The organism is Actinomadura sediminis (assembly GCF_042675525.1).
GTDB classification, from domain to species: Bacteria; Actinomycetota; Actinomycetes; order Streptosporangiales; family Streptosporangiaceae; genus Spirillospora; species Spirillospora sediminis.
In genome coordinates, this window is record NZ_JBHTJA010000144.1 from 1 (window position 1) to 13,315 (window position 13,315).

Here is a 13,315-nt window from a genome sequence, read left to right on the forward strand (position 1 = left end):
CGGCCGGGCGCTTGGCCGGCCGCGACGTCTTCGGCCGCGTCCGCACCGGCTCGGCGGCCTCGTCGGCCGCGGGCTGGGCGGGCGCCTCGGCCGGCTCGGCGGCGGCCGCGGCCTTCGCCTGGCGGCCCTTCCGGCCCCGCGCGGGCTCCGCCTTCGCCGGTTCCGGCCTCGCCTCGCCCTTGGCGGCCTTCGCCTCGGCCTTCTCCGACTTCGCCAGCTTGTCCTCGACGGCCCGCTCGACCTCGCCCTTGCGCTTGCGGCGCCGTCCGCCCGCGTCCTTCTCGGCCTTCAGATCGACCGGCGTCAGGTGCACGTGGATGCCGCGGCCGTTGCACGACTCGCACGTCTCCGAGAACGCCTCCAGCAGGCCCTGCCCGACGCGCTTGCGGGTCATCTGCACGAGGCCCAGCGAGGTGACCTCGGCGACCTGGTGCTTGGTACGGTCCCGCGACAGGCACTCGACCAGGCGGCGCAGCACCAGGTCACGGTTGCTCTCCAGCACCATGTCGATGAAGTCGATCACGACGATGCCGCCGATGTCGCGCAGCCGGAGCTGCCGGACGATCTCCTCGGCCGCCTCCAGGTTGTTGCGGGTGACGGTCTCCTCGAGGTTGCCGCCCTGCCCGGTGAACTTCCCGGTGTTGACGTCGATGACCGTCATCGCCTCGGTGCGGTCGATCACCAGCGACCCGCCGGACGGCAGCCACACCTTGCGGTCCAGCGCCTTCGCGATCTGCTCGTCGATGCGGAACGCGCCCAGCACGTCCTGGTCGTCCGTCCACCGCTCGACGCGGTCGGCGAGGTGCGGCGCGACGTACTCGACGTACTCCGACACCGTGTCCCACGCGTCCGCGCCGGACACGACGAGCTTGCTGAAGTCCTCGTTGAAGATGTCGCGGACGACGCGGATGGTCAGGTCCGGCTCGCCGTACAGCAGCGACGGCGCCGACGCGTTCTTGACCTTCTTCTGGATGCTCTCCCACTGGGCCGCCAGGCGCGACACGTCGCGCGACAGCTCCTCCTCGGTGGCGCCCTCCGCCGCCGTCCGCACGATCACGCCCGCGTTGTCGGGCATGACCTTCTTGAGGATCTGCTTGAGGCGGCTGCGCTCCTTGTCGGGGAGCTTGCGGCTGATGCCGGTCATCGAGCCGTCCGGCACGTACACCAGGTAGCGGCCGGGCAGCGAGACCTGGCTGGTCAGCCGGGCGCCCTTGTGGCCGAGGGGGTCCTTGGTGACCTGCACCAGCACCGACTGGCCCGACTTCAGCGCCGACTCGATGCGGCGCGGCTGCCCCACCAGCCCGGCCACGTCCCAGTTGACCTCGCCCGCGTACAGGACGGCGTTGCGGCCCTTGCCGATGTCGACGAACGCCGCCTCCATCGACGGCAGCACGTTCTGCACCTTGCCGAGGTACACGTTCCCGACGTACGACTGGTGCGTCGCGCGGTTCACGTAGTGCTCGACCAGCACGTCGTCCTCGAGGACGGCGATCTGCGTCCGATCGCCCTCCTGCCGGACGACCATGACCCGCTCGACCGACTCGCGGCGGGCCAGGAACTCCGCCTCGGTGATCACCGGCGGGCGGCGGCGGCCCTGCTCGCGGCCCTCCCGGCGGCGCTGCTTCTTGGCCTCCAGGCGGGTGGACCCGCGCACGGACTGGACCTCGTCCTCGACCGTCCGCGAGTCGCGGACGTGCACGACGGTGTTCGGCGGATCGTCGGGGCCGCCGGTGCCGTCGCCGTCGCCGCCCGAACGGCGCCTGCGGCGGCGCCGGCGCCGGCTCGTCCCGCCCTGGCCGGACTCGTCGTCGGCGTCCCCGGCGTCGTCCTCGGCCTCGGCGTCGGCGTCCTCGGGCTGCTCCTTGGCGTCCTTGGCCTTCGCCGCCTTGGACTTCTCGGACCTGGAGCGGTCCTTGGCCTTGTCGGCCTTGTCGGACTTGTCGGCCTTCTCCGCCCGGCCCTTGTCGGCGGGGGCGGGCTCCTCCTCGGCGTCCTCGCCGCCCTGGGCGTCGTCGTCGGCGCCGTCCTTGCCGTTGCGGCCCCGGCCGCGGCCGCCGCGGCGGCGCCTGCGGCGGGACGGACGGTCCTCGGAGTCGTCGTCGGCGCGCTCGTCGGCGCGCTCGTCGGCGCGCTCGTCGGTCTCCTCGTCGGCCTCGCGCTCGGCCGTCTCGGCGGCGGCCTTGACCGCCTCCTCGCGGCGGGCGGCGTCCTCCGGCTTCGGCTGCGGCGGCTGGAACACCACCATGGGCGGCTGGAAGGTCACGCCGGGCACGGCGACGCCGCTCGCGGGCTCGGTCTCCGACACCTCGCCGGTGCCGGGCACGGCCCCGGCCACCGGGACGGCGGGGACCTCCGGAACGGACGGGACGGCGGGCGGGACGGTCGGCGCGGGCGGCACCTCGGCGGACGCGGCGGGCGGCTCGGCGGTCTCGGCGGGCGGCTCCGCGGTCTTCGCGGCGGCGGTGCGGCGGCGGGTGCGGGTCCGGGCGGCGGGGGCCTTCTCGTCCGTCTTCTTCGCGGCCTCGCCCTCGAGCTCCGGGGACGTCTCGGCGCCGGTCGGCGGGACGGGCTCGGCGGTCTCGGCGGACGGGGCGGTCTCGGGGGGCGGGGCCGGCTCGGCGGCCTTCGTGCTCCTGCGGGTCCGCGTCCGGGTGGTCTTCTTCGGCGCCGCGGGCTCCTCGGCGGCCGCGGGCTCCTCGGCGGCCGCGGGCTCGTCCGCCCGCTCCTCGGCGACGGGCTCCTGCGCGGCCTCGTCCGGCGCGGTGTCCCGCGCGCTCTCGGCCTGCGCGTCGCTCTCGGCCTGCGCGGCGTCGCCGGACGGCTCGTCGCCGGACTCCTCCTCGTCGGACGTCTCGTCCGCCGCGGTGCTCGCCGCGGCGGGCGGAGCCGCGGGTTCCTCCTCGACCTCGGGCGGCGGTCCGGCGGGACGGCTGGCGCGGCGGCGCGGGCGCGACGTCACGCCCGAGCCTCCCGTGCCGTTCGTCTCGCTCGCGGCGGTGTTCTCGTTATCGGTGCCTTCGGCCTGCGCCGAATCGGCTTCGTTATCCAGCATGCGGGCAATCTCCCGTCAGGCTCCCGGGCGCGACCGCGCGTTCCGCCCTTCGGCGGATCGGTGCGGTGCGCCGCACGGGAACTCTCCGTCAGTCGGTGCCGCCACCGCCGTCGTCCGGCGGTGACGACGAAGTCGTCGGGGGCGCGCCCACCGTCCCTGCGGACCGGTTCCGTGTCACCACGGCTTCGGCCTCACGGGCGGGCGCCGACGGCATCCGCGCTCGCGGGCTCCCCGGGCCGCGGCCGTTGCGGGCCGCCGGTCGCCGCGGCGTCGTCGCCGGACGGCGGGCCGATCTCCCGGTCGGGATCCAGAGGATCCCCGAGGCCACCGGTGGCCGCGTCCAGGGGCCCCTGCGCCAGCCTGGTCACCATCGGCGGTGACGGCGGCGCGAGGTCGGCGACCTGGCGCAGACCGGTGAGGATGTCGTCGGGTCGAACGGCGGGTGTGGAATGCCGAACAACCATTCGAAGTATCGCACAAGGGGCATCCGCCGCCTCCGCGGCGCGCCGGTCCGGCTCGTCGGCCTCCGCCTCGAGCACAGCGACCGCGGCGCGCACGTCGAACCGGCGCCGCCCCTTCTTGGTGAGGCGCTCGACCTCGATGACGTCGGCGTCCAGGAAGGCGGCCACGGCCGCGGCGGCGTCGCCCGGGGCCACGCCGTCCAGCCGGATCCGCCACTCGGACGCCTCGAGCCGATCGGCGAACGCGCCCGGTTTCACCGGCGCGTCTCCGGCGCCGCCCGCCCGCACCGGCACGACATCGACGATGTCGAGTCCGGGCGGCAGGGCCGCGTCGAGATCGGCCCGCACCCGCGCAGGGTCGCGGGTCTCGGTGAGCCCGATTTCGAGGTACTCGGCCTCACTGGCAACCCCGGTCGCCGCCGCACCCGCGTACGAGATCTTCGGGTGGGGGGTGAATCCGGCACTGAACGCGACGGGGATCCCGGCGCGCCGCACGGCGCGTTCCACGGCCCGGGAAATGTCGCGGTGGCTCGTGAACCGCAGCCTGCCGCGCTTGGCATAACGGACGCGCAGGCGCTGGATCACGGGGGCCGGTGCCGGTCCCTCCGGCTTGGGTGCCAGGGCTCTCGTCCTTCCTACTCGTGCCGAGTGTGAAAACGTCTCCCTATAGAGTACGGTGCCCCGCCCCCCGATGAGGACGCCCGGCCCCCGTCACCCGTCCGGACCGCCGCGCGGAACGCGGATTCAGACGACGGAGAGGGGGAGGAGCTTCTTGCCCGTGGGGCCGATCTGGATATCGGTGCCCATGGTGGGGCAGACGCCGCAGTCGTAGCAGGGGGTCCAGCGGCAGTCGTCGACCTCGGTCTCGTCGACGGCGTCCTGCCAGTCCTGCCAGAGCCACTCGCGGTCGAGCCCGGCGTCGAGGTGGTCCCAGGGCAGGACCTCGACCTCGTCGCGCTCGCGGACGGTGTACCAGTCGAGATCGACGGGCTCGTCGGCGAGGGCCCGCTCCGCGCAGGCCGTCCAACGCTCGTAGGAGAAGTGCTCGCTCCAGCCGTCGAAGCGGCCGCCGTCCTCCCAGACGGCGCGGACGACGCGGCCGACGCGGCGGTCGCCGCGCGACAGCAGTCCCTCGATGACCGACGGCTTGCCGTCGTGGTAGCGCAGGCCGATCGCGCGGCCGTACTCCTTGTCGCCGCGCAGGGCGTCCTTGAGGGCGCGCAGGCGGGCGTCGACGGTCTCGTGGTCGCACTGCGCGGCCCACTGGAACGGGGTGTGCGGCTTGGGCACGAACCCGCCGATCGAGACCGTGCAGCGGATGTCCTTGCGGCCGGTCGCCGCGCGGCCGGCGGCGATGACCCGCTTGGCCATGTCGGCGATTGCGAGGACGTCCTCGTCCTCCTCGGTCGGCAGGCCGCACATGAAGTAGAGCTTGACCTGCCGCCAGCCGTTCTCGTAGGCGGTGGTGACGGTGCGGATCAGGTCGTCCTCGGTGACCATCTTGTTGATCACCTTGCGCATGCGCTCGGAACCGCCCTCGGGGGCGAAGGTGAGGCCGGAGCGGCGGCCGCCGCGGGAGAACTCGTTCGCGAGCGTGATGTTGAAGGCGTCCACGCGGGTGGACGGGAGCGACAGCGAGGTGTTCGTGCCCTCGTACCGGTCGGCGAGGCCCTTGGCGACGTCGCCGATCTCGCTGTGGTCGGCGCTGGAGAGGCTGAGGAGGCCCACCTCCTGGAAGCCCGACTCCCGCAGGCCGGTCTCGACCATGTCGCCGATGGTGGTGATCGACCGTTCCCGGACGGGACGGGTGATCATGCCGGCCTGGCAGAACCGGCAGCCGCGGGTGCAGCCCCGGAAGATCTCGACGCTGTACCGCTCGTGGACGGTCTCGGCGAGCGGCACGAGGGGCTTCTTCGGGTACGGCCACTGGTCGAGGTCCATGACCGTGTGCTTCTCGACCCGCCACGGGACGCCCGGGCGGTTCGGCGCGACCCGCTTGATGCGGCCGTCGGGCAGGTACTCGACGTCGTAGAAGCGCGGGACGTACACGCCGCCGGACGCCGCGAGGCGCATCAGGAGCTCGTCGCGGCCGCCGGGTTCGCCCTCGGCCTTCCACTCGCGGACGACCTCGGTGATCGCCAGGACGATCTCCTCGCCGTCGCCGAGGACGGCGGCGTCGAGGAAGTCGGCGATCGGCTCGGGGTTGAACGCGGCGTGGCCGCCCGCGATGACGATCGGGTGCTCGTCGGTGCGGTCGGCGGCGTCCAGCGGGATGCCCGCGAGGTCGAGGGCGGTCAGCAGGTTGGTGTAGCCGAGCTCGGTGGAGAACGACACGCCGAACAGGTCGAACGCCCCGACGGGACGGTGGGCGTCCACGGTGAACTGCGGGATGCCGTGCTCCCGCATGACGGCCTCCATGTCCGGGAAGACCGCGTACGTGCGCTCGGCGAGGACGCCCTCGCGCTCGTTGAGGATCTCGTAGAGGATCTGCACGCCCTGGTTCGGGAGCCCGACCTCGTAGGCGTCCGGGTACATGAGCGCCCACCGGACTTCGGCGTCGTCCCAGTCCTTGACCTGCGAGTTCAGCTCACCGCCGACGTACTGAATCGGCTTCTGCACGCCCGGGAGCAGGGGCTCCAGCCGTGGGAAGAGCGATTCGATGGGCATGACGGCGTCCTCCGTGCAGTGGACATGGGATGGACGAACCAGCCTACCGATCCGGCAGCGCCGATCGAACTCGCCGATCGAACCCGCCGATCGAACCCGCCGATCGGACCCGCCGGGCGGACCTGTCCGGCGAACTTCCGTCCAACCGGTCAGTCGAACGGTCTGCGGCGCAGGTGGACCGCCTGCAGCAGGCCGAACCCGATCATGTTCGCGAACGTCGCGGATCCGCCGTAGGACACGAACGGCAGCGGCAGCCCGGTGATCGGCATCAGGCCCACCGTCATCCCGATGTTCTGGAACGCCTGGTAGCCGAACCAGCAGACGACGCCGGTGGCGACGAGCGTCCCGAACAGGTCGGCGGCCTGGGTGGCGATGCGCAGGCCCCGCCACAGGACGACGCCGATCAGCAGCACGATCGCGGCGGCGCCGATGAACCCGAGCTCCTCCCCCGCGACCGTGAAGATGAAGTCGGTCTGCTGCTCGGGGACGAAGTTGCCGCTGGTCTGCTCGCCCTGGAAGAGCCCCTGGCCGTCCAGGCCGCCGGAGCCGACGGCGATGCGCGACTGGCGGGCGTTGTAGCCGGCGCCGCGCGGGTCGGCGTCGGGATCGAGGAACGCGGTGAACCGGTCGATCTGGTAGTCCTCCAGCAGCCCGAAGAACCACACGGAGAAGATCGCGAACGCGGCGCCGCCGACCAGCCCGAAGATCCACCGCTTGCGCGTCCCGGAGATCACCAGCATGCCGAAGACGACCGCGATGAACACCAGCGTGGTGCCGAGGTCGGGCTGCATGAGGATCAGCGCGGCCGGGACGCCCGCCAGGACGAGCGCGAACAGGATGTCGCGGGTGCCCGGGCCGATCTCGCCGTCCCGGGGCTCGCCGAGGATCATCGCGAGCAGCACGACGAGGCCGACCTTCGCGAACTCCGACGGCTGCATCTGGAAACCGCCGCCGATGACGATCCACGAGTGCGACCCGTTGATCGTGGCGCCGAGCGGCGTCAGGACGGCGACGAGGCCCGCGCACGCCAGGCCGTACAGGATCGGGACGTACGCGCGCAGCAGCCGGTAGTCCAGCAGGGACACGACGGCGCCGAGGGCGAACCCGATCAGCATGTTGAGGGCGTGCCGCTTGACGAAGCCGTTGGGGTCCTGGCCCTGTTCGAGCAGCGAGTGGAACGTCGCGGAGCGGACCAGGAGCGCGCCGATCACCGAGAGGGCCAGCACCGACAGGCACAGCGGCCAGTCGAGCCCGCGCAGCGCGGCGACGCGGCCGCGCCACCGCGGGCGCGTCGCGTACCCCTCGACCGTCCCGGCCTTGGACCCGGTGATCACGGCGCCGCGCCCTGGGCCGGCATCCGCGGCACGCCGGTGGGCAGGCGGCCGTCGTCGAGGATGGGCTCGCGGTCCTTCGTCCCGTACATCGCCTCCCAGATCTTGCGGACGATCGGGCCGGAGGTCTGGGCGCCGTAGCCGCCCTGGGAGACCATCGCGACGATGGCGTACCGCGGGTCCTTCACCGGGCCGAACGACGCGAACCAGGACATGTCCTCCTGGCCCCAGCGTTCGGCCGTCCCCGTCTTGCCGCCGACGGCGACGCGCTTGAGGTCGAACCCGTTGAACGCCCCGGCGGCCGTGCCCTCCTTCGGGACGTCCGCGAGCGCGTCCCGCATGTAGGCGAGGACCTTGTCGTCCACGGGGAGCCTCGTCGGCTCCGGCGCGTCGATCTTCCGGACGACCGAGCCGTCCGGCCGGACGACCGCGACGCCGATGCGCGGCGTGTGCAGCTTCCCGCCGTTGGCGAGCGCCGCGTACGCGCGGACGAGCTGCAGCGGGGTCACCATCACGTTGCCCTGCCCGATCGACAGGTTGGCGGCGTCGCCGGCCCGCCACACCATGCCCTCGGCGCAGTTCTCGTGGGCGACCTGCTTGAGGTAGGCGGCGCGGGCCGGGTCGGTCTTGGCGACCTTCGGGTAGCCGGTCTTGGCGTGCTTGCAGCTGGCGTCCTTGGTCGCCTCCCAGTACTCGCGCTTCCACTTCGCGTCGGGGATGCGGCCCTCGCTCTCGGCGGGCAGGTCGATCCCGGTGAGGGAGCCGAACCCGAAGTCGCGGGCCGTCTCCACCATCGGGTTCTTGGCGTCCGGCGGCGCGTTCCGGCCGCCGTTGCGCATCCACATCTCGTGCGCGAACTTGTAGAAGATCGTGTCGCAGGACTTCACGAGCGCGGTGTGCAGGTTCATCGGGCCGAGGTTGGCGCTCTGGAAGTTGTTGAACGCGCGGCTGCCGACCATGTACGACCCGGGGCAGTTGTACGTGCCGTGCAGGTCGTATCCGGCGCGGATCGCGGCGGCCACCGACGACACCTTGAAGGTCGAACCGGGCGGGCCCATGCCCTGCGTGACCCGGGAGATCAGCGGGTTGTTGTTCTTCTCGCCGAGGAGGGCGTCGTACTTCTCCTGGGAGATGCCGCCGGTCCAGACGCTCGGGTCGTACGACGGGTAGCTCGCCATCGCGATCATCCGGCCGGTCTTGACGTCCATGACGACGGCGGCGCCGGAGTCGGCGGGGCTGCCGCCCTTGCGCGCGGCGTCGATGCCCTCCTTCAGCGCCTTCTCCGCGGCGCCCTGCACCTCGGCGTCGATGCTGGTGACGAGGTGGGCGCCGGGCGTCGGCGCCTTCTCCTCGGCGATGCCGGTGACGCGGCCCTGGCTGTCGACGAGCACCCGGCGGTATCCGGCCTCGCCGCGCAGCGCATCGTCGTACTGCCCCTCCAGCCCGGCGCGGCCGACGAGGTCGACGGCGCTGTACCCGGTGACCTTGATGCCCTCGCGCTCGGCCATCTCCTCCTCGGTGATGGGCTGGAGGTAACCGAGGGTCTGGACGGCGGACGCGCCGTGCGGCTTCGGGTACACCCGGGTCGGCTGGATCTGCGCGGTGACGCCCGGGAAGTCCTCCTTGCGCTCCATGATCTGCAGCGCGGCCCTGGGGTCGGTGTCGTCCTCGACGGGGATCGGCTGGTACGGCGACCCGGGCCAGCACGGCCGCTGGACGGTCGGGCCGCACAGCCGGGTCTTCTTCTGGATGTCCTCGTGGGTCGTGCCGAGGACCTTCGCCAGGCGCCGCAGGACGGCCTCGCCGCCGTCGCCCTGCCGGGCGAGCGCCGTCCGGTCGACCGACACGACGAGGGAGCTCTGGTTGCGCGCGAGCGGCCGGCCCCGGTCGTCCAGGATCATGCCGCGCAGCGCCGGGACGACGATGTCGCGGGTGCGGTTCTGCGCGGCGATCGACGCGTACCGCTCGCCGTCGAGGATCTGCAGGGTCCACAGGCGGCCGAGCAGGACGAGCAGCAGCGCCCCGACGAGCACGTACAGCACGACGAGCCGGAAGTGCGTCCGCGGGTTCACAGGTTCCCGCTCCGCCCCGACATCGCGCGGTAGCGGGCGGCGGGCACCGCGAAGCGGTCGCCGCGGGCGCCGCGCTCGCCGCGTTCGTACCGGCGGGTGGCGCGCAGCACCGCCCACACCACGAACGGGCTGGCGATCGCGGTGTACAGGACCTGAAGCGGGACGACGCCGGACACGGTGGCCCAGTCGGCGCGCGGGTCGCCGAGCAGCATGCCCGTCGCGCCGTACAGGACGATCCCGGCGAGGGCGCCCGCGGCGACGCCGAAGAACGGCACGGCGGACTGGCGGTCGACGCCCTCGGCGGCGATGCCGCACAGGTAGCCGATGAGGCAGTAGACGAGCGCGTAACGCCCGATGGTGTGGTCGGCGGGCGGGACGATGTCGGCGGCGAGGCCCGTGCAGAAACCGGTGATCATGCCGGTTCCGGATCCGGCGACGAGCGCCAGCGCGACCACGGTGAGCAGCACCAGGTCGGGCTGGACGCCGCCGGGCAGCGGCAGCCGGTTCGCCACCGACACCTGCAGGATCAGGGCGGCCGCGGCGACCAGCGCGGTGACCAGGCCCCGGCCGGCCGGTGACTGGTCCGGTGGGTTCAGCACGTCACTCTCCCGTGCTCGATTGCGGGGACGGGCTCCGCTCGCCGCTCGGCCGCGCCTCGGTCTCGCCGTCGGGCGACGCGCCGGGGCTCGGTGATCCGCTCGGCCGCGGCGTCCGCGACGGCGTGGGGGTGGGCGTGGGGGTCGGTTCCGGTTTGGGCGGCAGCACCGAGTCGCGCGGGTCCGTCTTGGGCGGCGCGACGACGACGGCGACGACGTCCAGGGCGCTGTACCGGACGAACGGGCGGACGTGGGCGGTGCGGGTGAGCCCGCCGGTGCCCTGCTCGACGCGTTCGACGACGCCGATCGGGACGCCCGGCACGTACGGGCGCTGGCCCTGCGAGCCGAACGTGACGATGCGCTGCCCGACCTTGATCGGTGCGGCCGCGTTGAGCAGCTGGAACCGCAGCGGGGACTCGTCGGCGCCGCGCCCGTGCCGGCCGCGGCCCTGCAGGACGCCGATCTCCTTGGACGCCTCGAGCCGCGCGCCGACCGACGACGTCTGGTCGGTGGCGAGCAGGACGGTCGCGGTGGCGGGGCCGACGCGGGTGACGCGCCCGACGAGGCCCTGCGCGTTCATCACCGTCATGTCGGGCTTGATGCCGCTGCGGCTGCCGATGTCGATGGTGACGGTGTCCTCGTAACCGTGCCCGGCGGAGATCACCCGCGCGGCGGCGATCTCGTACCCGCCCATCCCGGCGGTGCCGAGCAGCCTGCGGAGCTGCTCGGCGTGGTCCTTGTCGAGCTGCGCCGAGCGGAGCTGCTCGCGCAGCCGCTGGTTCTGCCGCGCGAGCCGTTCGGCGCGGCGCCGCTGGCCGGGCGCGTCGGTGATCGCGTCGAAGCTGTTGCCGATCGGCCGGACGATCGCGGCGGACGCGTGCTCGACCGGGCCGAACACCGTCGCGCCGAGTCCGCGCAGGCCGCGCAGCGGGGAGTCGTCCCCGCCGCGGTGGTCAATGGTGATCATCGTGAGCGCCGCGACGAGCAGCACGCCGAGGATCACGCGGGTGCGCCGGGTGTCCCTCACCCACCGACCTCCCCGTTTCTAGTGGAGCCGCCTAGTGGTGCCGCGAGGGGCTCAGTGACGGGGTTCGGGGACGAGGACCTGGCGGAGGGACTCGAAGTCCTCCACGCACTTGCCCGTGCCGAGCGCCACCGAGTCGAGCGGGTTGTCCACGAGGTGGATCGGCATGCCGGTCTCCTCGCGGAGCCGCTCGTCCAGGTTCTTCAGCAGCGCGCCGCCGCCGGTGAGCGCGATACCACGGTCCATGATGTCCCCCGAAAGCTCGGGCGGGCATTTGTCGAGCGTGGTCTTCACCGCGTCAACGATGCTGTTGACCGGCTCCTCGATGGCCCGCCGCACCTCCTCAGCGGAGATCACGACGGTCTTCGGCAGCCCGCTGACCAGGTCGCGGCCGCGGATCTCGGCGTGCGGCTCCTCGTCGCCGCCGGGATAGGCCGAACCGATGGCCATCTTGATCTCCTCGGCGGTCCGTTCCCCCAGCATGAGGGAGTATTCCTTCTTCGAGAAGGAGATGATCGCCTGGTCGAGCTCGTCGCCGCCGACGCGGACCGACTGGCTCGTGACTATCCCGCCGAGGGAGATGATGGCGACCTCGGTGGTGCCGCCCCCTATGTCGACGACCATGTTGCCGGTCGGCTCGTAGACGGGCAGCCCGGAGCCGATGGCGGCGGCCATGGGCTCCTCGATGATGTAGACGCGGCGGGCGCCGGCCTGGTAGCCGGCCTCCTTGACGGCGCGCTGCTCCACGCCGGTGATCCCGCTCGGGACGGCCACCACGATCCGCGGCTTGGCGAAGTGCCGGCGCTTGTGGACCTTCTGGATGAAGTAGCGGAGCATCCGCTCGGTGACGTCGAAATCGGCGATGACGCCGTCCTTGAGCGGGCGGACGGCGACGATGTTGCCGGGCGTGCGGCCGATCATCCGCTTCGCCTCGATGCCCACGGCCACGATCTTCCCCGTGTTGGTGTTGATCGCGACGACGGACGGTTCGTTGAGGACGATGCCACGCCCGCGCACGTAGACCAGCGTGTTGGCGGTGCCCAGATCGACCGCCATGTCACGGCCGAGAAACGACAGCTTGTTACCCATGAAAAAGGGAGCCCTTCACGATTGTCGGGCGTTCATAGCGGCGTGTCCATGGTAACGCGAGAGTGGCTGTCAGGGCAGGCACCCCGGGGCCGCGAGTCACCGAAAAAACGGGTGCTGACCAGGCTTGTTTTAGTTAAAGAGACGCGGGCCGGAGGTTTCCGGCCCGCGCGTCCTCGATCGCCGTCAGCCCAGTTCCGGGAAGAACAGCTTGATCTCCCGCTCGGCCGAGTAGGTCGAGTCGGAGCCGTGCACGATGTTCTCGCCGATCTCCAGGGCGAAGTCGCCGCGGATGGTGCCGGGGGCGGCGCTGACCGGGTCGGTGGCGCCGGCCAGCGAACGGAACGCCTCGATCGCGCGGGGGCCCTCGACGACCATCGCGACCAGCGGGCCGCCGGTGATGAACTCGACCAGCTCGCCGAAGAACGGCTTGCTCGCGTGCTCCTCGTAGTGGGCCTCGGCCGTCTCGCGGGCCAGGGTGCGCAGTTCCAGCGCGACGAGCTTCAGGCCCTTGCGCTCGATCCGCGAGACGACCTCGCCGACCACGCCGCGGCGGACGCCGTCGGGCTTGACCAGGACAAGAGTGCGCTCGGACACGAGTGAATCTCCTCAGGAAGGTTGGATATGCGCGCGAATCCTACCGGGCCGCCGGAGCGCGGGCGGTGTTCGCCGCGCAGTGCCGGCCCGCCGCCCGGTGCGCGTCCGGGGCTCCGCGCGCGGCGCGCACCGCGAGCGCGGCGATGACGGCCGCCGCCGCGGCGGCCGCCAGCAGCCACGTGCGCTGCCCCTGGACGAGACCGGCGAGCCGCTGCGCGTCCGTTCCCGGGCCGATCCGCGCCAGCGACGCCGCCTGCAGCGACAGCGCGGCGAGCTGCCCCGCGAGCACCGCGGGGAAGCACAGCGACAGGCCGAACAGCGCGGCGCCGGCGCCCGCGTCCCGCAGCGGCAGGGCCAGCGCCAGCCCCGGCCCGGCGCCGAACGGGACGAGCAGGGCCTGCGGCGCCCCGGGCGCGCCCTGATGGCGGC

At 72.8% G+C, this 13,315-nt stretch carries 10 protein-coding genes; all 10 read right to left on the minus strand.

Features of this window, described 5'->3' with window-relative positions; all coding sequences use genetic code 11:
- The coding region (locus ACFQ11_RS34550) for an Rne/Rng family ribonuclease (protein WP_378306562.1) at positions 1-3,052 on the minus strand (3,052 nt) is incomplete at its 3' end.
- A 191-nt stretch (positions 3,053-3,243) separates the two neighbouring features.
- Complete coding sequence (locus tag ACFQ11_RS34555; protein ID WP_378306564.1) at positions 3,244-4,098, minus strand: TIGR03936 family radical SAM-associated protein; 855 nt, start codon at positions 4,096-4,098, stop codon at positions 3,244-3,246.
- A 159-nt stretch (positions 4,099-4,257) separates the two neighbouring features.
- On the minus strand, positions 4,258-6,180 hold the full coding sequence (locus tag ACFQ11_RS34560; protein ID WP_378306566.1) for a TIGR03960 family B12-binding radical SAM protein: 1,923 nt from the start codon (positions 6,178-6,180) through the stop codon (positions 4,258-4,260).
- Between the two features lie 149 nt (positions 6,181-6,329).
- Positions 6,330-7,511, minus strand: coding sequence for a rod shape-determining protein RodA (rodA, locus tag ACFQ11_RS34565; protein WP_378306578.1), 1,182 nt, complete (start codon positions 7,509-7,511; stop codon positions 6,330-6,332).
- Entirely contained in the window at positions 7,511-9,583 is a 2,073-nt protein-coding gene (gene mrdA / locus ACFQ11_RS34570; RefSeq protein ID WP_378306568.1) for a penicillin-binding protein 2, read from the minus strand. The genes rodA and mrdA overlap by 1 nt, the downstream gene beginning before the upstream one ends.
- A complete protein-coding gene (gene mreD / locus ACFQ11_RS34575) occupies positions 9,580-10,182 on the minus strand; it encodes a rod shape-determining protein MreD (RefSeq protein WP_378306570.1) in 603 nt (200 codons plus the stop codon). The genes mrdA and mreD overlap by 4 nt, the downstream gene beginning before the upstream one ends.
- A gap of 1 nt (position 10,183) precedes the next feature.
- The gene (gene mreC / locus ACFQ11_RS34580; protein WP_378306572.1) at positions 10,184-11,206 is read right to left on the minus strand and encodes a rod shape-determining protein MreC; all 1,023 of its coding nucleotides are present in this window, start codon (positions 11,204-11,206) and stop codon (positions 10,184-10,186) included.
- A gap of 51 nt (positions 11,207-11,257) precedes the next feature.
- Positions 11,258-12,292: a rod shape-determining protein gene (locus ACFQ11_RS34585; protein WP_026404352.1), complete on the minus strand. Its 1,035-nt coding sequence runs from the start codon at positions 12,290-12,292 to the stop codon at positions 11,258-11,260.
- Between the two features lie 183 nt (positions 12,293-12,475).
- Positions 12,476-12,886, minus strand: a complete 411-nt coding sequence (ndk, locus tag ACFQ11_RS34590; protein ID WP_378306574.1) for a nucleoside-diphosphate kinase — start codon at positions 12,884-12,886, stop codon at positions 12,476-12,478.
- A 40-nt stretch (positions 12,887-12,926) separates the two neighbouring features.
- On the minus strand, positions 12,927-13,315 hold a 389-nt coding region (locus ACFQ11_RS34595; RefSeq protein ID WP_378306576.1), incomplete at its 5' end, for a hypothetical protein.